15 protein-coding genes and 2 pseudogenes are annotated in these 21,667 nt (G+C 58.5%); 6 read left to right on the forward strand and 11 right to left on the reverse strand.

Features of this window, described 5'->3' with window-relative positions; genetic code table 11:
* Positions 1 to 115: 115 nt before the first annotated feature.
* Positions 116 to 1,300, reverse strand: a complete 1,185-nt coding sequence (locus FFS30_RS05490; protein WP_137912067.1) for an aspartyl protease family protein — start codon at positions 1,298 to 1,300, stop codon at positions 116 to 118.
* A gap of 422 nt (positions 1,301 to 1,722) precedes the next feature.
* Here FFS30_RS05490 and FFS30_RS05495 point away from each other — a divergent pair, with 422 nt between their 5' ends.
* Positions 1,723 to 3,735, forward strand: coding sequence for an RICIN domain-containing protein (locus tag FFS30_RS05495; protein WP_137912068.1), 2,013 nt, complete (start codon positions 1,723 to 1,725; stop codon positions 3,733 to 3,735).
* A gap of 87 nt (positions 3,736 to 3,822) precedes the next feature.
* Here FFS30_RS05495 and FFS30_RS23755 read toward each other — a convergent pair whose 3' ends face one another.
* Both FFS30_RS23755 and FFS30_RS05505 read right to left on the reverse strand, forming a co-directional pair.
* On the reverse strand, positions 3,823 to 4,098 hold the full coding sequence (locus FFS30_RS23755; protein WP_171014432.1) for a cupin domain-containing protein: 276 nt from the start codon (positions 4,096 to 4,098) through the stop codon (positions 3,823 to 3,825).
* Positions 4,099 to 4,393: 295 nt separating this feature from the next.
* Entirely contained in the window at positions 4,394 to 4,810 is a 417-nt protein-coding gene (locus FFS30_RS05505; RefSeq protein ID WP_137912070.1) for a 4-oxalocrotonate tautomerase, read from the reverse strand.
* Positions 4,811 to 5,003: 193 nt separating this feature from the next.
* On the opposite strand from FFS30_RS05505, the gene FFS30_RS05510 reads away from it, so the two are divergent.
* Positions 5,004 to 5,600, forward strand: coding sequence for a TetR/AcrR family transcriptional regulator (locus FFS30_RS05510; RefSeq protein WP_171014433.1), 597 nt, complete (start codon positions 5,004 to 5,006; stop codon positions 5,598 to 5,600).
* A gap of 286 nt (positions 5,601 to 5,886) precedes the next feature.
* On the opposite strand, the gene FFS30_RS05515 is transcribed toward FFS30_RS05510, so the two are convergent.
* From FFS30_RS05515 to FFS30_RS05525, 3 genes and pseudogenes are all read right to left on the reverse strand, one after another.
* Positions 5,887 to 6,990 (reverse strand): thioester domain-containing protein, encoded by a 1,104-nt coding sequence (locus FFS30_RS05515; protein ID WP_137912072.1) that lies wholly within the window; start codon positions 6,988 to 6,990, stop codon positions 5,887 to 5,889.
* Between the two features lie 416 nt (positions 6,991 to 7,406).
* Positions 7,407 to 7,543: pseudogene (locus FFS30_RS05520) on the reverse strand (SDR family oxidoreductase); the annotation flags it as partial.
* 300 nt (positions 7,544 to 7,843) lie between these two features.
* On the reverse strand, positions 7,844 to 8,290 hold the full coding sequence (locus tag FFS30_RS05525; protein ID WP_249352188.1) for a hypothetical protein: 447 nt from the start codon (positions 8,288 to 8,290) through the stop codon (positions 7,844 to 7,846).
* Between the two features lie 602 nt (positions 8,291 to 8,892).
* Between FFS30_RS05525 and FFS30_RS05530 the strand changes: the two genes are divergently transcribed.
* Both FFS30_RS05530 and FFS30_RS05535 read left to right on the forward strand, forming a co-directional pair.
* On the forward strand, positions 8,893 to 10,395 hold the full coding sequence (locus FFS30_RS05530) for a hypothetical protein (protein WP_137912074.1): 1,503 nt from the start codon (positions 8,893 to 8,895) through the stop codon (positions 10,393 to 10,395).
* A gap of 42 nt (positions 10,396 to 10,437) precedes the next feature.
* On the forward strand, positions 10,438 to 14,001 hold the full coding sequence (locus tag FFS30_RS05535) for an SBBP repeat-containing protein (protein ID WP_137912075.1): 3,564 nt from the start codon (positions 10,438 to 10,440) through the stop codon (positions 13,999 to 14,001).
* A gap of 106 nt (positions 14,002 to 14,107) precedes the next feature.
* Here FFS30_RS05535 and FFS30_RS24170 read toward each other — a convergent pair.
* The 3 genes and pseudogenes from FFS30_RS24170 to FFS30_RS05545 all read right to left on the reverse strand — a co-directional run.
* Positions 14,108 to 14,218 (reverse strand): annotated as a pseudogene (locus FFS30_RS24170) (IS3 family transposase); the annotation flags it as partial.
* Positions 14,219 to 14,579: 361 nt separating this feature from the next.
* Positions 14,580 to 16,424 carry a 7TM diverse intracellular signaling domain-containing protein gene (locus FFS30_RS05540; RefSeq protein ID WP_212742406.1) on the reverse strand — a complete coding sequence of 615 codons (1,845 nt, stop codon included), beginning with the start codon at positions 16,422 to 16,424 and terminating at the stop codon, positions 14,580 to 14,582.
* Between the two features lie 11 nt (positions 16,425 to 16,435).
* On the reverse strand, positions 16,436 to 17,110 hold the full coding sequence (locus FFS30_RS05545) for a response regulator transcription factor (RefSeq protein WP_137912077.1): 675 nt from the start codon (positions 17,108 to 17,110) through the stop codon (positions 16,436 to 16,438).
* 311 nt (positions 17,111 to 17,421) lie between these two features.
* Here FFS30_RS05545 and FFS30_RS05550 point away from each other — a divergent pair, with 311 nt between their 5' ends.
* Positions 17,422 to 17,841, forward strand: coding sequence for a hypothetical protein (locus FFS30_RS05550; RefSeq protein WP_137912078.1), 420 nt, complete (start codon positions 17,422 to 17,424; stop codon positions 17,839 to 17,841).
* 589 nt (positions 17,842 to 18,430) lie between these two features.
* Here FFS30_RS05550 and FFS30_RS05555 read toward each other — a convergent pair.
* Complete coding sequence (locus FFS30_RS05555; RefSeq protein ID WP_137912079.1) at positions 18,431 to 19,102, reverse strand: hypothetical protein; 672 nt, start codon at positions 19,100 to 19,102, stop codon at positions 18,431 to 18,433.
* A 347-nt stretch (positions 19,103 to 19,449) separates the two neighbouring features.
* Here FFS30_RS05555 and FFS30_RS05560 point away from each other — a divergent pair, with 347 nt between their 5' ends.
* Positions 19,450 to 20,406, forward strand: coding sequence for an IS30 family transposase (locus FFS30_RS05560; protein ID WP_137912080.1), 957 nt, complete (start codon positions 19,450 to 19,452; stop codon positions 20,404 to 20,406).
* A gap of 31 nt (positions 20,407 to 20,437) precedes the next feature.
* Here the strand turns inward: FFS30_RS05560 and FFS30_RS05565 are convergent, their stop codons facing one another.
* The gene (locus FFS30_RS05565) at positions 20,438 to 20,686 is read right to left on the reverse strand and encodes a hypothetical protein (RefSeq protein WP_212742407.1); all 249 of its coding nucleotides are present in this window, start codon (positions 20,684 to 20,686) and stop codon (positions 20,438 to 20,440) included.
* Positions 20,687 to 21,667: the final 981 nt, after the last annotated feature.

Consider the following 21,667-nt stretch of genomic DNA (forward strand, 5'->3'; position numbering starts at 1 on the left):
AAAGCCCGACGTTGAACGCTCCACTTCCGCTTCCGCTTCCGCTTCCGCCCCAATGCTGTCATTCGCAAGCGAGAGCTTTGGCTGACTATTCAAGTCCTACGGACCGGCGCCGGACTTACAAGAGGTCTTTGAGCACCAGCGAGACATCGCGTTTGCGCCCGTCCTTGCCGACGACGTCGAATGCGATCGACGTACCGGGCGCGCCGCCGAGCAGATCGCGAAAGGCCGACTGCGTCCACGTCGATGCCTCGCGGCCGTCGATCGCCACGATCGAATCGCCGACGATGAGCCCCGCGCCGGCCGCAGGTGTGGCTGCGACCACGTCGATGACCTTGAAGCTGTCGGCTTCGCGCTGCGCAACGAGTCCGCTGCGCGTCGCCGCGAATGGCTGTGCGAAGAGCGTATTCGGACGCAGGTACAAGCGGCGCGAAGGCAGGTCGATGGTCATCGAGAAGCGCCGCCACAACTCGCCGCCGAGATTGCCCTGCGTATCCGGCAACGGATGAGCGAAGTAGCCTTGATCGGCGAGCGAGAGTTCCACGATCACGCGCTCGAAGCGATGCGGACCGATGCGCACTTCCGGCACGCGCACCAGTTCGCCGCGCGTGTACCCACCCGGGCTGATTCCGGTCACCATGCTCAAGGCCGCGCCGAACGAGCCGCGCAAATGCGCGCGCTCTACCGTCGGCGTGAACATCGTCACCGCGTTGCCCGCGCCGGTGTCGAGCGAATACCAGCCGTCGACGCCGGCGGCGCTGGCCTTCACGAAAATCTTGCCGGCCTCTAGATGCAGCGGCAGCGCTTCGAGCCGCGCCGCAGGGCGAAAGCGTTTCGGCGCCTCCAGTTCCAACTTGCCGGCGGCGTAATCGAGTGTGACGACGAAGTCCTTGAACAACGGTATGCCAAGCACGCCGTCGGCGTTCGCCTCTTCGGGCAGCGGCACGATGAAGGCGATTTGCTCGCGCAGTTGCACGTCGCCGATCGCAACGGTATCGAGGTGCACCCAAGGCACCGCGCTGAACGCACCGGCCGCGCCGCGACCGGGCAGCGTCTGCGAACTCGGAACGAGTCCGAGCTTCGCTGCCGCCTTCGCCGAGATGACGTTCTGATCGGCGCCCGTATCGACCACCATGCGCAGGGTCTCGTCCTTGACCCGAACTTCGACCACGGGATGCACTCCCTGCAAAACCATCGGCACGCGCCCCTGCGATGGTATGGACTGGCTGTGCGCTGTCTGCATCTGGGCGCAGGCTGTGACGAGCAGCCAGACTAGGCACCTCACGGTACGGCCCGATGCCACGGCAATCTCCTGCGAAGTCGAACGTTTTGTCCGCCGGCTACTGTAGACGGACGACGAAGTCCGATTCTGAAGCGCACCTAAGCAGTTGAATTTCTCTGCTAGCGGAACGTCCAGCTTTGAGCCTTCCTATGAAAGCGAATCGGATCGATCCCAACGACCAATGTCTCCCTGTGCAGGCGTTATCGCCGATATACATTCCGAAAGAAGCGCTCCGGATAAACGAATCTTCGGCCTGAAATACCGAGTAGCTCACACTCGATCGCAGGTGCAAGACTGCCGCCTTTGATAACGCTCCCTTTTTTTTCGCCAAGCGCGTAATCTCGCAATTCCGCTGCGGCGACTCGAGCAATTTCTGCAAATTCACACGTCGCCGTACGGCATCCGGCTTATCCATCCACACGTTTTTCTACAGGGGGAAAAACATGGCTTTCACTCCAGTACCTGGTGCCAGTTACTATCTCGTTGCCGCGCACAGCGGCAAGGTTCTCGAAATCAAGGACAAGGCCACGCAGAACGGCGCGATCGTCCAGCAGGGCGACGCCAAGCCGTATCTCGACTCGTCTCATCAACAGTGGGAGTTCCTGCTCAATAGCGAGCGCATCTATGTGATTCGCTCGAAACTTGTGGATCGAGTTCTCGATATCGAAGCGGCGTCGAAAGACGACGCCGCCAAAGTGCATATGTGGGGATGGCACGGAGTCGATCACGAACGGTTTCGCATCGTCGATGCCGGCGACGGCACGTTCTATCTTGAAGCCGTGCACAGCGGCAAGGTGATCGAGATTTACGGCGAAGAGAAAGGCGCCGGCCATCCGGCCAAACAGTATCGCAATCACCTCAGCGGCAAGAACCTGCATCAACGTTTTCGGCCGGTGCTGGCCGAGGAAGGTTTCGATCCGAAGGCGCTGCCCGGTTTCACCAATCCGAGCCAGATGGTGCGTGATGCGACGCTCGGCATCGCCGGACTGATTCCCGAAGTCGGCGGCGCGATCAAGGGCGTGGTCAGCCTGCTCTGGCGCGATGGCAACTCGGCGATGATCTGGAACCAGGTCATGCGCTACATCGAGGCTTACGTCGAGAGCAAGCTGCAACAGGAACGCATCAAATACTTGCGTCAAACGATCGACGGCTCGCGCAAGAATCTCAACGATTTCGTCGGTTACACAGCCGGCAGCGAGAAGGCCGGTAAGCTCAACGCGACAATCACCACGCTCAATCTTGCCGACCGTCCGTTCTTCGACGCCAGCGCGCCGGAGCGTACGCTGAGCTACTTCGTCACGATCGGCACGATCAAACTCACGCTGCTGCAGGAACAGGCTCGCAACTACGCAGAGATCGCCGGCGAGAAAACCGACGTAAACAAGAGACAGCACGTCGCGGCGATGAAGGAAGGCATTGCCGAGTACACGCACGCAGCCCAGTATTTCCGCGAACAGGTGCTCAAAGCACGCGTCGACCAGATCGGAAACGACTTTCGCGTGCTCGACCGCACGCCGTCGTACCATCAATTCACTTACGACATCATCCTGCGCGACGGCGGCGACGGCGGCGAGGTCGTCATCCGCATCGGACCAAACGGCGGCGCGCAAACGGTGCAGGGGAGAGAAGAGGCAAAGGTGCGTCTCAAGAAAGCGCGCGAGCAAACCGTGCGCGCCCTGCTCGGCGCGCGGCTCGACGCGATTCTCGCGCCGGCGCTGCTGTGGCGTTCGTTCGATCCCGAGGAAACGCGTCCGTCGACCAAGATCGTGAGCACCTCCGTCGGTCCCTACGGCAACGTGCACGACCCCGTCAAACTGAGCCAGGGCAAGGAAATCGCCAAGATCGAAGTGTGGTCGGACGATCGCGTGCGCGGCCTCCGCGTCACCAACCGCAGCGGCGCACAGAAGATGGTCGGCGGCACGCTCGGTACACGGCAGGAGCTGCTACTGGCCAAAGACGAATTCATCGCCGGCGTATGGGGCAGCGCTTATCACTACCTGCACTCGGTGTTCTTCGAGACAACCTTCGGCAAGCGCCTCGGTGCGGGCCGACTGGACGTCGCCTATCGCTTCCATGCCGACCTGCCGCCGGAATTGTCCGCGCACCTCGTCGACATCACCGCGTCGAGCGGCAACAATCACGTCGACAGTATTCAGTTTGATTGGCAGTACGAACTGAAGGGCGAATATCCGCAACCCAAAGTACTGCGTTCGGAATCGACGCTATGGTCGCCGCTGCCGGCGCAGAGCGAGGAAGCAGAAGTAACCGCTAAACCAAAGCGCAGGTTGGCGGCGAAGAAGAAGGCGACGAAACGCGCCACATCGGAGAAGCGGGCACCCGCCAAGCGGTCGGGCAAGACTCCTCGTCCGAGCAAGGCAGCCACGAAGGCGGCCAAGACGACGCGGCGCAGTCCCGCCAAGAAGGCGAAATCATCTCGGAATAAAGGTAGGGCCTGAGCATCCGCTCGGAGCGCCGGCGTTTCGCACGAGGCCATACATCGCGAAACGCCGGCGCCTGCCTCGATGATTGAGGATACGAATAGGTTATGGCGATGGCGGCAGAACACTCTGCTTGAAAGCCACGCCTTTCTTGATCTTGAACGCGACGATGAATTTGAGCGGCTGCGTGTTGCTCGGATTCCTGAACACTTCGTGGGTGACCTGCGCAAGATCGATGTAACTGTCCCCAGCGTTGTAGTGCTGCAGCGGATAGCCCGCGTACTGCGACTCCACAGCACCTTCGACGATGTAGTTCATTCCCTGCACCGGATGGACATGTGGCTCGCTCTGCGCGCCGGGCGGTACGGTGATAAGCATCATCTGCAGCTCTTCGTCGGCACCTTCGACAGGGATCCTTTGGATTATTTTTCGCTCGATATTTGGGCTCGTTTCACCTGTCGCTTGGGAAATTTGAATTCCGCACGTCCCGAGTATCAACACACACAGAATCGCCAAGTTTCTCTTCACGGCTGCTCCTATTGAAGGCATTGGGTCGATCGGTTTTCGACGGCGGGAAGGAAGTCCCTTTCCTCGAACCGGAGACTCCGGCTGCACACTCCCGCGCAAATGTCCCGAAATCGAAATTTTCCGGGGGTTCGGCTGGACGAAACGCGTTTCAGCCTTTCGCTACCGTTTCACCGAGTTGCTGATTGGTGAGCGCATTTCCGGCAATGCCCCAGGCACCGTCGACCGCGTGCATCACGTTTACCCAGATGCGTTCGACAGGCTGTTTACCGTGGCTCGCATCCGACGCGATCTGGGTGGCTTCTTCGACGTATCCCTGCTGAATCTCGCGAGTGGCGAATGCGAACGAAGGCACCTTCCATTCGATGAACACGACCGTGCTTTCCTGAAGGCCGGCATAGGTCAGCTCTTTGGGCAGGATGTTGATCGAACCGACGACGTTCGGAGTCATCGCGCGGTTGCCGGTCAGGCCATGCCACTTCAGCATGGATTCGCAAAGTTTCTGAAAGACCTGCTTTTCGGTGCCTTGAGGAAAGACACCTGCGGTGGCGGTGAGAGTGAGAGGCATATCGAGTTCCTTTTTCGGTTGGGAGCGGTGACGCGAGCAAAATGATACAGACCTGTCTCTCACGTTACAAGCAAAAAAGATACAGACCTGTATCATTCAGTGCTATCCTTGCGCCATGCAAGCATTTCCGAAAGCAAGTAAAAAGAACGTCGCCTCTGCCAATCTCGCGCAGAGCCCGCTCACAGCCGGCGAGTTGCTGCAGGCGGACATCTCGCAGCTCGCACCGCGCGATCGCATCCTGCGCACCGCTTTGATCCTGTTCAACCAGAAAGGCGTGCACCGGACCGGTACGGACCTCATCATCGAGCAGGCCGGCGTTGCCAAGATGACGTTCTACCGGCTCTTCGAATCCAAAGCGCGGCTCATCGCAGAATGCCTGCGGCTTCGCGACGGCGAGTGGTTTTCCCTCCTGCGCAAGCACATCGAACGGCACAAGAATCCGGAACTCCGCGTCCTCGCCCTGTTCGACGCGTTCGAGGAATGGTTTCGACAACCCGACTATGCAGGCTGCCCCTTCATCCGCGGGCTGTACGATTTCAACATCGAAGAAGACGACAGCGAAATCGTCGGCGTAATTCAAACGCACTTCGCCGCGATCCAGGATCTCCTCACCGAGTTGCTCAAAGCTGCCCGCCCGAAAGACTACGCAGCGATCGCCCCGCTATTCATGTCTTTGCTCAGCGGCTCGATCGTCGTCGCGCAGGTTACCGGCAAGTCCGACATCGCCAGGATCAATCGCGAGCAGGCCGAAGCCCTGCTGAAAGCGAAGCCGAAGCGGTCGAAGGCGTAATTTGCGCTGCGGCCGCGCTCGGAAAATTTTCCGTTCGATGCAAGGGGAAATAGAGCTGTACCGTCGACCAGCGCGCTGAGAACTTGAAATGCCCCGACTTTTCCAAATTCCCGGCGTTGGGAAGGCACAAGCCCAACGGCGCAGGAATCTTGAAACGATTCTTCTCGTTCCGCCCATCATCGGCCGCTTTGTTGCAGCTGCGCCAATGGCGTCGGCACCCGTTAAGGACGGCGCACCGGGTGCCGAAGTCAGCCTATCTCCAAATCGTTCAAATTTTTAGTCTGGGTCAATTATGTCGGGAGAGATCGGCCGCACGGCGGCGCAGAGCCCGCGCGGTGAACAGGGGGAGCAAAGCAGCGAGCAGCCACGGGGCTAGGGGGCCCAGTGGCGCCGGCACGACCGCGGCGGCGACAGCAACCCACGAGACCGCGGCGGAGTCGGTGACACGGAAGGTGCTCGGCGCGACGATCATCAGAGTCTGAGCATGGCTAGCGGCGGTGGCGGTACCGCCCACGGTGTCCGGAACGGAGAGGATATTTCCGGAGACGCTCGAGCCCGCAGCGCTGACAGTGACCGTTGCAGACCCCGCCGCGGTTACCCCGGTGAGATCGATGTAGATATTCTCCCCGTCGGTGACCGCAGAGGTGTTGATCGCCGTCCCGCTGGCATCTGTCAGCGTGTAGCCACCCGTCACCGAAACACTGGCAATCGACTGGTTGGTGTTGACCGTGAACGGGCCGACCAATGTGCCTGCGGTATGCGCGCCGCCCGGAGCAACGATCGTGGCCGTACTCTGAACTTGTGCAGTGGTCATGCCACTGCTGGCGTTCGCCCCATTGACGAGATACCAGTAGGCCGTCTCCGAATTCGTCGTCGACCAATTCCAGGCAGCGTCGAAGTTCAGATCGGTGTAACGCCAGATCGCGTACTGAGCCGCCTCAATGGCGTCACTCGCCGAGATCCCTGGAGCACCGGCGGCGGTACCGAGGTCGGATAGACTCAGGTAGGGATAGCTGTGCGCCATCACCCAGAGCACCTTGGCCTGGATCGCGGCACTCGTGAAGTAGTTGCTGCCCAAGTACGACGGCGGCGCCGCGACCGCCGCGGTCCGAAAGGTCCCTGCAGGGACGTCGTGCTCGACACAGTAGCCCCAATAGTCCGGAGTGCCGAGATTGTTGATGTCAGCCGGCGTGCTGGCGAAGATACCTTCTAAAGCTGTCCCGCCATAGCCCTGCATCTTGTGTGCAACATAGACCGAGCCACCCACGCCGGGCTCAGCCGCAGGAGCCGTGCTCAACGGCAATAATGATGCGATGGCCATCGTCACTACGACCCAAGCGGCGGTAGCCCAGGCCGACTTCTTACGCCAACGCAACACAGCGGTGTTCATAGCGATCACTCCCCCTTGATGCTGATCATCGTCATACAAAAGAAATGGCAAGCAGAAAGACAGAAACGGGATCGGAGTGCCTTATTCGACCCATTACTCCCCATCGCACAACTTGCAGCGACGGATAAACACGGAGCGATTGCTGTGCCCGTACTGCAGACGCGTAAACAGCGGAACTGCATGCGTTTTCATTGATCATGCAAAGGCCCGGCGAAAAACAAGTCACGATGCCATCGCCAACGCCATTGCCGCCCATGCGGCGGACGTTGGTGAACGACGCATCGATCGAAAGGACTACCGTGTTGCCTCAAGGCGATGCTGCTCGAGCCGGCTCCTCGCTTGCTTCTCTATTTCGCAGATGAGCAATGAATCCGGACATGGCCCCTGATGAAAATGCCTTTCGCTCCCGTGGCGCATCAGAGTTGCGCCAGTCCGCCGTCAACGGCGACTTCGCCGGCTGTCATGAAGCTGCTGTCCGAGGACGCGAGAAAGGCAGCCCCACCCCAATCTCCGCAGGATCGGCCATGCGTTGGAGCGGAGTCATGGAAGCGAAGATCCTTGATGCGAAGCTGCAGGCACTCAAGCTTGCGCATGCCAGTCCTGCACAGGAGTCGAAAGACGAGCTGGTGCAACCCAATTGCGAAACGCAGTCGTCGGCATATCGCATCTTGACTCAGAACGACTGGCAAGGAGGCCCCTGGGCGATTGAACCCGGGCTAGTAGTACTGCCTCAAAATTCCTTGCGTGCTTGGTGGTGAGTACGGCAGCTCAAATATCGTAACTGTTCCTCTGCCTTTAGCGGAGTATCCGTATCAGTGTGCCGAAGTTCTATATCAGACTTCGGACTTGCATATCAGCGTGTGCCGCTGCTGGCGACGTCTGAAGGCAGGCGCAAGTCACAGTGCATCTGTGCTCGCTCGGTTCGGTTGCGATGAAGAGTAAAGCCTTCTCTACGCAGCTCTGCTTGCACCGCATACAAAATTGGAGCGAACTTCTTTCGCCGTCGGCGCTGAAGCCATAGGGGCGTAAATACACCCAACGGAAGCAGGCGAATCCGGCACCCTTCCAATTGAATGGATACATCGATATGCATTCCGTCGATATCGTGCCCGTTGGTTCCGAAGATATCCGCAATCTCCTTGCGCCGATGGCAGTAAAGCACCGAGAAAACAAAGACACCTAACTTACGGAATACTGTGCGGGCGGCGCCCAGCGCGGCTGTGGCGGGCTCGTAGCCGCGGGTCACGATCAAGCAGATGCGGTCCGGCAGGGCTACCTGCACCCGAAGCAGTTTCTGCAACGTCAGACTGTCGATGCAGACTTGGCGAGCCGGCCAGCGAGGGCGGATGCATAGAGGCCCGATCGTGCCGTACCGTAGCTGGACTAAGGTCATGAACGCGACCAAGAAAAAGGAAGAGTGATGGTATTTCAGAACAAAGCAACTCGCCATTGAGGAGCGCTACTTACTCTCCAGTCTGAAATACCCGCGGCACTTGGAGGTTTGAAGGACGAGCGCGCCAAGCGGGTTGGGCGGAGATGTGCGACGGCTGAGTGCGGGCGCGATCGAAAATTCGTCGCGCACTCGGCGCACCGACGGATTTTTACGTTCGTGGTACGGGTCGCCGGCAGTTGATACGCGCGACCGGCATTTGTGATCAAGTCGGCCGGCACCGGCATCCCTCTGCGTGATCTGGTCGCTGCATCGGGTGTTGCACTGAATCGGCTGTCGGGAAGATTTCTGATTCCAGTCATGCCTGCGTAGCAAAGCATCGATAGCTTTGCGCGTCGCATCCGCGCCAGACCTAGCCGACATTACTCAATATGTTTAGACGTCTATTTCAGAATGGGCGGTTCCGTCGCTCGCGCTTCACCGCTGCGCTTGTTGCAGCACTATGCACAACCTTGCAGTTCAATCCGATCGACGCAAAAGCCACCTCGAATTTGAGTTCCGCCGCGTCGAACGTAGGAGTCTCTTTCGCCGGTTGGCCGTATGTCACAGGACTGACGGTGCTCGTGAACGGCGCCCAAATTGCTCCGGTGAACGGCGTGTATACAGTACCTTCCGGTAGCAGTCTGACCGTCCTGGTCGAGGGAGTGCAGATCGCCGTTCTCGCTGCGAAGCCGAACATCAATCTATTCAGTCTCGTGTCCGCGCAAACCTGCGGGAGCTCTCCTGAACTCGCCAAATTGCTGAGCCTCCTACTCAGCTTCAATCCCAATCCAAGTTCGACAAACGGCATTTCGATTCCAGCCGTACCCGTGCCGGCGCAACCGGTGCGGCTCAGCGACCTTTCCGAGGCTGCCCTGCTTTCGCTGGAGACAACAATGACGGGACGCAGCGTGGCGCTTACCACAGCATTGCGTACCGCGAACGATGCACTCGACCAGGAAACGTGGACCGAGTCCGCGTCACGAACGCCCCTCGTCAACGACATGAGCGTGCTGCAGAGCTACCTGGATCGCGTGCTCGGATCGTTTGCGTTCGATCCGGCTTCCCTGGAGGGCTTTTCGCGTCTCGCACCGTCCGAAGTCGCGAAGATTCCGGCCACGCTGAGGAGCCAGGGTCTGTCGTTCGACGGCAGTACACCGGTGTTCTCTTGGCGCTATGGTTTGCAGCGCGCCGATCCTGCGACCTGGGAAGCGACGCTCGCCTATCCCTTGGATTTTCCGCAGGACATTCAGGCGATCTTCGCGACCTTCGGCAACAAGCCGGACCTTGGACATATTGGCGACATCGATATCGCCAACGGCAAGCTGTACGCCGCGATAGAAGACGAAGACAACACCAATTTCCAGAGCTACGTTGCTGTGTTCAACGCCAAGACGCTGCAATACACGGGCGAGAAGCATCCCCTCCCACTCGCAACGCATACGGACGGAGTGCCCTGGATCGCAGTCGATGCGCTGCGAAAAGAGGCGTACACGGTTACCTGGAGCGGCGCCGCGGCAGGCAGCTTAAATGTCTTCGATCTGACGACATTCAACTCGGTGAGAATCGTGCCGCTGCAGACGTCGTTCGACGGTATGCGAGTTCAGGGAGCGAAGATTTACGATGGAATGCTTTATGCGGCGAGCGATTCGCATCAGTCCGGCTCTTTTTCCGGCTCTGCTCGAAAGTACATTCTCAAAGTCGATCCGGTCAGCGGCAGTGTGATTACGCTCTTCTCCTACGACGAGCCGCACCGGACCGAGGTAGAAGGGCTGGGTTTCGATCCCAACGGGGCGATGCACGTCATCGTCATTTCGCCCTACACCACTCCGCTCTACGCGACCGGGACCAACAATCCGAAGCCGTTCGATGGGAGCTACAGCATCGATGGCGATGACTGGAATCCTTCGGGTACGTTGCGCCATTTCACTCGCACGGCAATGCCGTTGCGCGACCAACTTTGCAGCTCGCGCTGACACGTGGGCACATGACTCAACACTTCGGGTAACACGCGCACCATGTTGAAGACGATTTCGGTTGCAGTCGCACTCCTTGCTTTATCTTCTCTCACCCAAGCCAAGGCGCTCGACTCCTTCGGCCACTTGCCTTTGGCATTCGAGCTCAACCATGGGCAGACTCATACACCGGCCGACTTCATCGCGCGCGGACCCGGCTATCACCTGTACCTGACGTCCGGAAACGCGATATTGAGCCTGCGTGACTCGACTCATACCGACTCGATAGTGCGCATGTCCCTCAAGGGGGCAAACCCTCACCCGCAGGCCGTCGGTGCAGATATGTTGCCCGGTGTAACCAACTATTTCGTAGGCAATGATACTTCCGCTTGGCGCTCTGGCATTCAACAGTACGCACGCGTCAAGTACGAGGCGGTCTATCCAGGCGTCGATCTGGTCTACTACGGGCATCAGCAGCAGCTTGAATACGACTTCATCGTCGCACCAGGAGCCGACCCTTCGACGATAGCCCTTACGTTCGAGGGCGCAAAAACGCTTGCAGTCGACAAGGAGGGCAATCTCATTTTGGACTCCGGGATTGCCAGGCTGGTACAGCACAAGCCGGTAATCTATCAGGAAGTAAACGGGCGCCGGCGTGTCGTTTCGGGTGGCTATGCTGTAAACGGCCCCAATGCACGCTTCAACATCGGCGCCTACGATCATACTCGTCCACTGGTCATCGATCCGGTTCTCTCTTACTCCACATATCTTGGCAGCAAAAATTTCGACGATGGTTACGGGATCGCAGTCGATGCGATCGGCGATGCTTATGTGGTGGGTTCCATCTATTCGGATGTCTGCTCCATGCCGCCCTGCGGCAGCGGAGACGTGTTCGTCGCAAAATTGTCTCGCGACGGTACACAGTCGATGTACACCACCATTCTTGGTGGCAGCGGGCAGGACTTCGGGCATGCCATCGCTGTGGATTCCCAGGGCAGAGCCTATGTGACGGGATATACGCGATCGGCAGACTTCCCGACTAAATCCGCGATTCAAAACCAATACGCCATCGGCACTACGCAAAATGCCTTCGTCACACGTCTCGACGTTCATGGAGCGCTTTCCTACTCAACTTATCTTGGCGGCGAGAGCAGCGATACCGGAGAAGGAATTGCCGTAGACGCGAATGGCAATGCCTATGTGACCGGCTACACGAGTTCCAGCCGTTTCCCGACCACGCAGGGCGCATTGCAAACGAATCTAAATGGTTTACAGAACGCCTTCGTCGCCAAAATCGCGCCCTCCGGATCAACGCTGGTGTACTCGACATTGCTCGGTGGAAACGACTACGACTTCGGCTCCGGCATTGCCATAGACACCGCCGGTAACGCCTACGTGACCGGCACGACCAGCTTCATCCAGTCGAGCACGTTTCCGGTAACGGCGCATGCCTACCAGGCCAAGCAAGGTGGCGGCAGTTCCGATGCGTTCGTCAGCAAGCTCAGCGCCGATGGTTCGACGCTGTTGTACTCGACGTTCCTCGGCGGGAACGGCTATGACGCCGGTCGCAGCATCGCGGTGGATACCGGTGGAAATGCCTATGTCGCAGGATTCACCCAGTCGAAGGCTTTTCCGACCACAGCGGGTGTCGTACAACCGACACTGAAGGGCACTACAGATGCTTTCGTCGCCAAACTCAGCAGCGATGGATCGACTCTCGTCTATTCCACCTACCTCGGAGGGAGCGGAAGTGACTCGGCCTATTCCATTGCGGTGGGTGCAAATGGCAATGCCTACGTCACAGGCTTCACCCAGTCGACCGACTTTCCCACGAGCAGCGACGCCATCAAGACGGGCAGCGGAATTACTCGTGCCGCGTTCGTCGCAGTATTGAATTCCAACGGCGGCCAACTAAATTATTCCACTTATCTTGGCGGCAGCAATTCCGATGGAGGCCGAGGACTGGCCGTAGATTTGGACAACAACGTCTATGTGACTGGATTCACCAGTTCGTCGGACTTTCCGACCATGGCCGGAGCCTATCGTACGACCCTCGATCCTAGCGCAAGCCAAGACGCCTTCGTCACCAAGATCCAATTTGGAAGCGCAGCCGGGAAGGCCAATGCCGTGGTGTCGTTGACATCGTCGGCGAATCCGTCGGTGTACGGTCAATCGGTGACGTTGACTGCCAACGTGTCCGCATTGAGTACTGGTACGGTCACCTTTTTGGATGGCGCCAATGCGATCGGCACCGGCACCCTCGATGATTCCGGTAAGGTCACGCTCACCACCTCGACGTTGGCTGCCGGCAATCATACGATCACCGCGAGCTATGGCGGGGACATCAACTTCAATGCCGCGACGGGCGCATTGAACGGTACTCCGCAAGTCGTCAACCAGATCGGTCAGACGTTGACGTTTCCGCTGCAAACGCCAGCAAACGAGGCGTTTGCGCCGAATGGCACATTCGCGATCAATCCTCCGGCAAGCAGCGGCGCGCCAAATTCCGGCAATGCGATCACGTATTCGTCGCTGACACCTAGTGTGTGTGCTGTGTCGAGTACGACGGTGACGATGGTTGCCGCGGGCACCTGCACAATCGCTGCGAATCAGGCGGGCAACGCCAACTATGCAGCAGCGGCCCAAGTGACGCAGACCATCGCGATTGGCAAAGCGAATCAGGCGATCACGTTCACATCGACGGCGCCGGCGAGTCCGACCGTTGGCGGCACGTACGCCATCATCGCGACAGGCGGCGCGTCGGCCAATCCGGTGACGTTCTCAGTGGACGGCGGAGCAACGGCCGGCGCCTGCTCCCTCGCAGGGAGCAGTGTGTCGTTCACCGGCGTGGGCACCTGCATCATTGATGCGAATCAGGCCGGCAATGCGAACTATGCCGCCGCCGCGCAGGTACAACAGGTTGTGACGATCAATAAGGCGTCGGGTGCTTTGACCATGAAGAGCTCAGCCAATCCCTCGTTGTTCAGTCACGACATAACGTTCACCGCCACGGTAACGCCGGCCAGCGGGAGCACTCCACCAACCGGTACGATCGCTTTCACCGACGGTGCCGCAACCTTGTGTGCGAACGCGAACCTGTCGGGCGGCAGCGCGTCGTGCAGCACGAGAGCGCTAGCTGTCGGAACGCACACCATCCAGGCCAGCTATTCAGGAGATGCCATCAACCTGGCCTCAAGCGCAACGCTGATGCAAATAGTGGACAAGGACGCGACCACGATAACATTGACGGCAAGCCCGAATCCTGCCGGCGCAGGTCAGACAGTGACGCTGATGGCGACGGTATACGGTGATCCACCTGCCGGCACGGTAGTGTTCTATGACGGTACGGTGCAAATCGGTACGGGCGTCCTTGCAGCAGCAAGCGCGACATCGAGTGTGGCGACTTTCTCGATCAATACCCTGACCCCAGGCATGCACAATCTCAGTGCGAACTACATCGGCGACGGCAATAACCAAGCAAGCGCGAGTGCAGCGGTCGCAGTGGCCGTGAGCGTACCGCCAGTAGCGGCGCCGATGCTGTCCGCATGGATGTTGTGCCTGCTCGGCTGCGGACTGGCGCTCGGGGTCGCGATGAATGCGTCGGCTCGGGAAGCCAGGCGCACTTAACAAGGAATATCGCCATCTACGCTGGGCGGCTTGCAAAACAGCCGCCTTTTCCTGGCGCAGACTCATGCGGAAGGAAGTGCCGCGAAAAATTGTCGCTTACCCGTACCGGCGCACCACGCTGCGCCACCAGACGATTGCAAACATCGACTATATGATCTGCGCGCAAGCTCTGGCCTATCGTGACGGCAAGCTCTTCCCTCGTGAACACATCAACCACGATTGACGGGCTTCGCTGGCTCGCCGTGATGCTGAAGGAACGCGAGCCTTCCAGTGGCCGGTACCGAGAGGGCACGAGCGACGCGTTGGCGGGCTTGGTGGCGGCTGCATTGAGCTCCGATGCGCAGGCTCTGCGCAACATGCTGAAGCGCGGCAGGCGCTTGTCGAAATAGCTGCGGCGCTTGCAGCTATGAACATCCCAACCGCCCTGGCTCTCCAAGAGCGCATTAAGCGGCTGCGATAGCGGTCGAGGGCAGGCTTAGACTCAAAGCCGGCATGGCCAGTCGGCTGGCCAGCGCATTCATTTCCATGACGCCTCCCACCTGAAGCGCGTGCTTGATTTTCATGTGCGGAAAAATATCTTAACTGAGCGCCAATTTCACAGCCAATACCGTTCTTCCCGGCCGTGAAGTAATGTCGAGCTTACCGCCGACGCGTGCAACGCGCGCCCTCATGCTGCGTATGCCAACGCCGGTGCCACCGTGAATGACCGAGTCGACGTCGAGCCCGACGCCATCGTCTTCGATGTTCAGGCAAAACGAATCGGGTTCGGGCTGTTGGCCTGCGATTACGATACGGCGGGCTGCGCTGTGCTTGATCACGTTGGAGAGGGCTTCTTCGACGACGCGCGTCAACGTCAGACATTGGCGCGCGCTTGGCGCGCATTGCCATTGCGGCGGAAACGACCATTCCGACGCCATGCCGATTTCATCGAACACGCGGGTAAAGCGATAGCGAAGCGGAGCTATCCATAGGGTCGGCCCAGCAGGTACGACGTCGTCGATGTTGGAATCCTGATCGACCAACTGGCGCAAGTCGTCGCGCAAGAGTTTGAGGAGAGACAGCATGCGCTCGTTGGGCAAAGGCTCGGGTGCGCGTTCGACCATCGCCATGGCGCGCACGAGGCTGCTGCCCAGGCCATCGTGCAAATCATGGGCAATCTGCATGCGCTCCTCCAGTTTGGCAAGGTTCACTGCGCTGGCTTGCTCGTTGCGAAGAACCAGCGACAACTCCTCGCGCGCGCTCGCGATACCCGCGACGAGTTCTGCATTGAATCCTTCGACCTGACGCATGCTGGATGCTACGTGGCCACCGAGCACGGCCGCCAGGAAGCCGGTTGAAATCAGACCCGCATAAGGGGCGAAAATATTCTGATCAAGGAGGACCCCGAACACGACCAACATATCGTGTACGCCGGCAAAGACAAAGGTCAGATAAGCCACAGCCAGAAGCAGATGCAACGGATTGCGTGTGCGCCAGGCGTACCAAGGAAACTGCAAGCAATTCGCAAAAAAAATCAGTGGAAAGCACGAGAACACGAAGAAAAGCGTCGTGCCGGCCACCGCCGAAGGGCTGAACCAAAGTGCAGCCAGCGCCAGCGCCGTTGCAGCCCACAGCAGTTTTTCGATGCGCGGCAACGATTGGCCGCCGAATCGCCAGGTGAACAAACAGAAGCAACTGATGTACAGCACGAAGGCGGAGAGGACCCAGCGAGCATACGTCATGCTGTCGGAAAAGGGCCAAGTGCTGGTCGCTATCGTGTCATAGATGTACAACAGCCAGAACAGCGACATCAGTGCATACCAACCGAATGCACTCTCCCGGCGCCGTAGAAACCAAATCGCCAAGGCGATCGCCCCCAGCGCTGCGGTCAAACCGATGTTGACAATGAAGACCGTGCGTTGCTCCCACACTGTCACGAAGTGGTTTTTCTGCAAGGCCGCCACGTCGCCCAACTCGACCGCGCGCAAACCGGGGCTCACGAAAGCGGGGCCGACAACGCGAATCCAGATTGTGTTGAGGCCCGCATGCAGCGACGCCTTGGGCAACACCCAAAGGTGCGGCAAGTTCCAACTACGCGAAAGGGGCTCGATCAACGATGCGTCACGCCAAAGCAGATCGTCGTTGACACGAACTTCACCGGCCAGGGCCATTCCCCTCATGCGAAATGCCACGGGTGACGGTGGCAGTACCGCAGCCTGACAAGACCCACCCCAGAGGATGCGATACCACACCGTGCCGTTGTGTTCGGGCCAGCGGCGGTTCCAACGATCGGGAAGCTCAACGTTCACCCAACCTACGGCCGGGGGGATTGCCTCGTCGCCCACGGGGGCGATTGCTGCGGCTACTGAAACGATACGAGGCTGGCATGGCGATTCGTCCGCCCGCGCGATGCTCGAACTGAGCATCGCAAACAGCGACAGCACGAGCCAGGCTCTCACACGAGCAGACCGCGATTGCGTGCCTCGTTTATTGCCCGCGTGCGCGAGCTTACCGCGAGCTTGCGATAAATATGCTTGATATGGCATTCGATGGTGTAGCGGGACAGCGACAGTTTGGCTGCGATTTCGAGATTGCTCATACCCGTCGAAATCATACGCAATATCTGGTCCTCCCTACCGCTCAAGGCGTTTTGGTTCGCAACAGCTGTTGTGCCTTCCGACGCACCGTCCGGCAGCAGTTCGAGGATGCGCTGCGCGATGAAAGGGTCGATGGGGGCGCCGCCGCGCAGCACGCTGCGAATCGACAGCAGCATCTCGATTTCGTCGCGCTCTTTGAGCACATACCCGGTTGCGCCGGCCTTCAGCGCGCTGAGTACGGCTTCGCGCGAACTCCAGGCAGACACCACGAGAATCGGCAGGCTGGGATCCGCGTTGCGCATTTCCTCGATCAGCGTCAAACCGTTGCCGTCCGGCAGACCCAGATCTACGAGTGCCAACGCAATCGGTTGAACCTCGAGCAATGCGCGCGCTTCCGCCAGCGACGCGGCAAAAAGAACCGCTTCGGTTTCGTACCCGGTCTGCTGCAGCAAATCGCCCAGACGCAACCGCAACAGCGGCTCGTCTTCGACAACGAGCACCGGTGCAGGCAATACGGGTGCTTCGGCAAGCATGAGAGGGGGCGATATGCGTAGAGGCAATGTAGTCCGTCCGGCCAAGGAATCGCTGCAGGTGTACCGGATCGTAGACGAACGAGCCTTTCCTGCCCATCCCCAGGATCAGTGATTGTCGCGATGGAGGCAACGAGTCCAAAGCCTCGCATTTCACGTCAACTTACCAAGTTTCAGTGATACCGCCGCGATCGCTTTGCTCCTAAGCTCCTAAGCCAACAGCTCGGAAGCTGTTATCGGGGGGCCTGGATCTCGGCATGCTTGGGGGAATGACAGGGCGGCCGCGATTCAATGCGAATCATGCGGGTCTCCGAATGTCCACCACATGGATGATTTCGCTTCTATGCTCAAAATTTACATGTAAGTTTTTCAAAAACAACCTATCTGCTTTTATTGCTCAGGAGCAAAAAATGATTTCGCGTATTGCTTTCGCCGTCGGCTTGATTGCCTGTGTTATTGCTGTGCCCGCCATTGCCGCGGACCGCAATGTGGATCTCATCAACAAAGCATCAAAGTCCATCAAAGGGCTTTATGCGTCGCGCGTAAGCGTAAATAGTTGGCAAGAAAATATCGTGAAAGGCGACCCGATCAAGCCGGGCGAAACGCAAACAGTTGACGTTGACGATGGAAGCGGCGCTTGCAAGTTCGATTTCAAGGCCGTGTTCACCGATGGCAGCGAGGCTGTGAATGAAAATGTCGACGTTTGCCAAGTCAGCTCGATCACCTACCACTAGCAACGTCTCGTAGCACCTATCAAATTTCAAAGTTACGGCCCGCCCAGCGGGCCGTAATTGTGTTTCTGATTGGGGTCGAGTCTCGGTTGCCCAGTAACGCTGCCAGCCCAAGCGGGCTTCCAGACCTGCCATCGAAGCCTGCCCGCAGCCACCAGCCAGTTGATCTGGTCAATGAATCCGGCGGAACTACGTGACCTGACTTGGAACCCCTGGTCCAGATCGAAAGTTCTTACACTGAGAACTGAGCCGCTACGACTTCCCTGGCCAGAGGCAGAGTTAGGTCGCTACGCAAAATCATCTGAGCGAACGCGAATCACAGGGGGGCCGGCTGCTGAATCCCATTGGAGGCAGAGCAATGCTCTCTCCTTGGTACTTTCCTCGGCATCGTGGCGCTATCCGTACCAGAGATGTGGCTCGGCGGGACGCTCGCTGCCGCACAGGTTAGGCCGTTGCAGCCTAACCATCTTGCTCGGGTCTAGATGAGAAATTGGGCCAAAAGTAGTGGGATGCGACGATCGGCTTTCAGGCGCCGAGGAGAGCAACCTCGTTTTCGCATCATTGACCGGTTTTCGATCTCACTTTACGCGCGTCAATTCTCGGTCATGCGGAACGCGACACTTGCGCGTTGCATCAGCGGCTGCTCGAGGGCCGCCCAGCGTGCGTTCGGTTTGCCGTCGGTCGTCACGTCATTGAAAGTGAGACCGCTGGGCGCGAGGTCCTCGCCGTAGACTAGCATCAGCTCGCGCCGACCAAACCCGGTATCGCCCGGATCATCGAGGAGGCGCACGAGGCGAGCCGTCATCATTCCGTCTGGCATCGAATATCCTGCTTTTCGGATGATCTCGCGAAAATGCTCGGTGTCCGTTCCTGGACGCGGCGTTCGGGTCATCAGCGCCGGTTCTGAACTCGTCCAAACCGTGAGATTCCAGATCTTGGACCGCTGATCAGTGTCAGAGTAATGCATAATATCCTTCGGTCTGCTCGGCAGGTTGGATTCAAAGTGCACCCAATAGAAGCGGCGAACCCTGCGATTGGCATCCGCCTCGACAAATATATGCATTTCGCAATCGCTAAGTTCTTTTAGCACGAAGCGGTCAGCACCGACATACTTTGCTGCCGCGGGCACCGTGACGCGAATATGCGGCGAGCCAGGGCGATCAACAGCGTTGCGCTGAATGCGCGCCGCTAGATCGGAGTTTGGAGCTTGAGCATTCGCCATAGTAAGGGCCATGACCAACGCGACAAGAAGAGACCAACGCATACTGTTTCCTTTCCGAGTTTGTTTGAAGAGCAATCTCGCCGGACGAGCCAGTCAGGCCGTCGGCTTCACTTAGAACATAGCCGGCCCTCTCCCTAAAGCTCAATCCGATGGCAGGCTGCGTACGAGATATGTTGCCTACAAGTCGTACCGTATCTCATTGGGCTGTGGTTGCCTTAAGGACAGTTCGCGGCGGTCAGTCAGCAGCAGACTGACTGGCCTGATTGGATTGGTCCAGAGCGAGAATTAGTTTAAACGCGCGGATTCACATACTAAGTGCAACACCCGATCAGCAAGGAGGGTGAGCGGTGATACTGGCCGCACCTTTCCGGCAAGAAGGGGTTGCAGCCATGACGTATCACCAACTCCCCCAAGAAGAACGATATCTCATTTCCGGTGGAGTGCGATTGAAGCGCAGCCAGCGTGAACTGGCCAAGCTGCTGGGCCGTTCGCCCAGCGCTATTAGCCGGGAGTTGCGGCGCAATGCCACCGCACACGATGGACTGTATCGAGCAGCCAAGGCACACAGCTACGCCTTGGGCCGACGACGACGATCACGTCGTGGCCCGCAATTCAGCCATCAGATTTTCAATCAGGTTGATGCAGCGGTTCGACAGCGCTGGAGTCCCGAACAGATCGTCGGATTGTTCCGAGCCCAAGGCCAACTCGTTCCCGGCCACGAAACCATCTACCGCCGTTTGCGACGCGACAAACGCAATGGCGGAAGCTTGTGGCGATTCACTCGAATCCTGTCGAAGATGGGCCGCAAACGTTACCGCAGCCGTCCGGCTCGCGGCGTACTGCTGGGCAAACGTCACATCAGCGAACGTCCGGAAGTTGTCCAATCGCGAGGCCATATTGGCGATTGGGAAGCCGATACGGTCATCGGCACCGGCTCTTCGCACTGCTTGCTGACTATGGTCGAGCGCCGCAGCGGCTTCACCCTGATTCGCAAGCTCGAAGCCAGGACGATGACCGAAGCAACCAAGGCTGCCGGCCAAATCATGGCTCGCATGCGCGGCAAGTTCCGGACGATCACCTTCGACAACGGCACCGAATTTCACGACTACGAAGCACTCGAGCGGCAATTTGGTGTGACCTGCTACTTTGCTACGCCCTACCACTCGTGGGAACGCGGGACGAATGAGAACCTCAACGGACTGGTGCGCCAGTATCTGCCCAAGGGCCTTTGCCTGCGACGGATCAGCCAAACCCAATGCGGCCAGATTGCAAAGCAACTCAACGACTGGCCGCGCAAGCGGCACAACTCCAGAACGCCGAGAGCCGTGTTCGCTCGGTCCTGCTAGGTGTTGCACTTAGAAGTTGAATCTAGGCGCACTACTGCACGATATTGATGCTTTTCAGTTCACCGTTGCGCTCGTAAAGTGCTTTTGCACCGAGAGAATTTGCAAGCTGGCCAATTTCGATGAGATTCTGCAGAGAGGATGGATTGGGGCCATTGAGCAAGCGAACTTCAGTCACGTGTGGCGCCAATGGTGATTTGAGAGTGCTTGTAAGCTCGTCAATCTGCCAAAAGCGTCCGTGCCAAGCATATGTGCCGTTTTGACCAACGGTTAATTCGAGCACAGAAGATGGGCCGCTCTGTGGCGAGCTACGGCTAGAATCTTTGGCAGAATGCGCGCATGCGGCTAGAAGACCACACAAAGCAGTAGCGAACACAAGATTTATCAAACGCATGTTGTGAGCCTAACGCTTGAGTTAAGCGGCTGGCGCCGCAATGCCAAACAGTCTAGCGCAACCGGCCAGCGCCAGTCCGCTTGAACGAATAGTTAGGCCTCGCGCTGCTTAAGAACTCTCGGCACGATTGCCAACGCGGGCCAGAGGTCAATGCGATAAGAGTCGTTACCCTCCAAGCCATCTTTTGAGACAGACTTTAGCCCCGAAAAATATGCGCGAACCCGATAGACGGGTGCCGGCGCTTCGATGCGCAACGCGTTAGGAAAGTAGTCAGTGCAACCCGCCACGACGATTCGACCCGTGTGAACCTCTAGCGAGCACTCTACGACTTGGCCGTATGGTGTAAAGGACTTTTGAGGCTCTTGGTCAAGCACATTGATAAGCACCGGGACTTCGGCGTTTCGGAGCGTGCCGATTCCAACAGAACGCGGTGAAGTTGCAAGCATGCGTGAAGTTGCCTCTTCGCTCCACGCCTCAGACAGGTCACCACACGATATCTCATCGTCTTGAAGGTAGAACTGAAAGTAGTCAGCGAGCAACTCGACTTGATATGACGCCATTGGCGAGGCCTAGCGCTTAAGCTAAGCGCGCGGTGAGTGTCAGGATGCCGCAACCCGTCGCAGCGGTCCGCTTGAGCGATTAATTAGGTGCTACCACCACGAAGCGGCCTGACCAACTAGCAAGACAATGCTACCAAGCACTGGAATGTATGAAATTGCCGCTAGAAGATGCCAACGGCGCAAATAGAGCACACCCACCGCTACGACGAAAGCCCCGATGAAAAGAGCGATTGCAGAGAACAGCGGATCTACCATGCAGCAGGTAGGCTTATTGAAAATACACCAGTAAGCGCTTGCATCGAACAGTGCG

The organism is Rudaea sp. 3F27F6 (genome assembly GCF_005503555.1).
GTDB lineage: Bacteria > Pseudomonadota > Gammaproteobacteria > Xanthomonadales > Rhodanobacteraceae > Rudaea.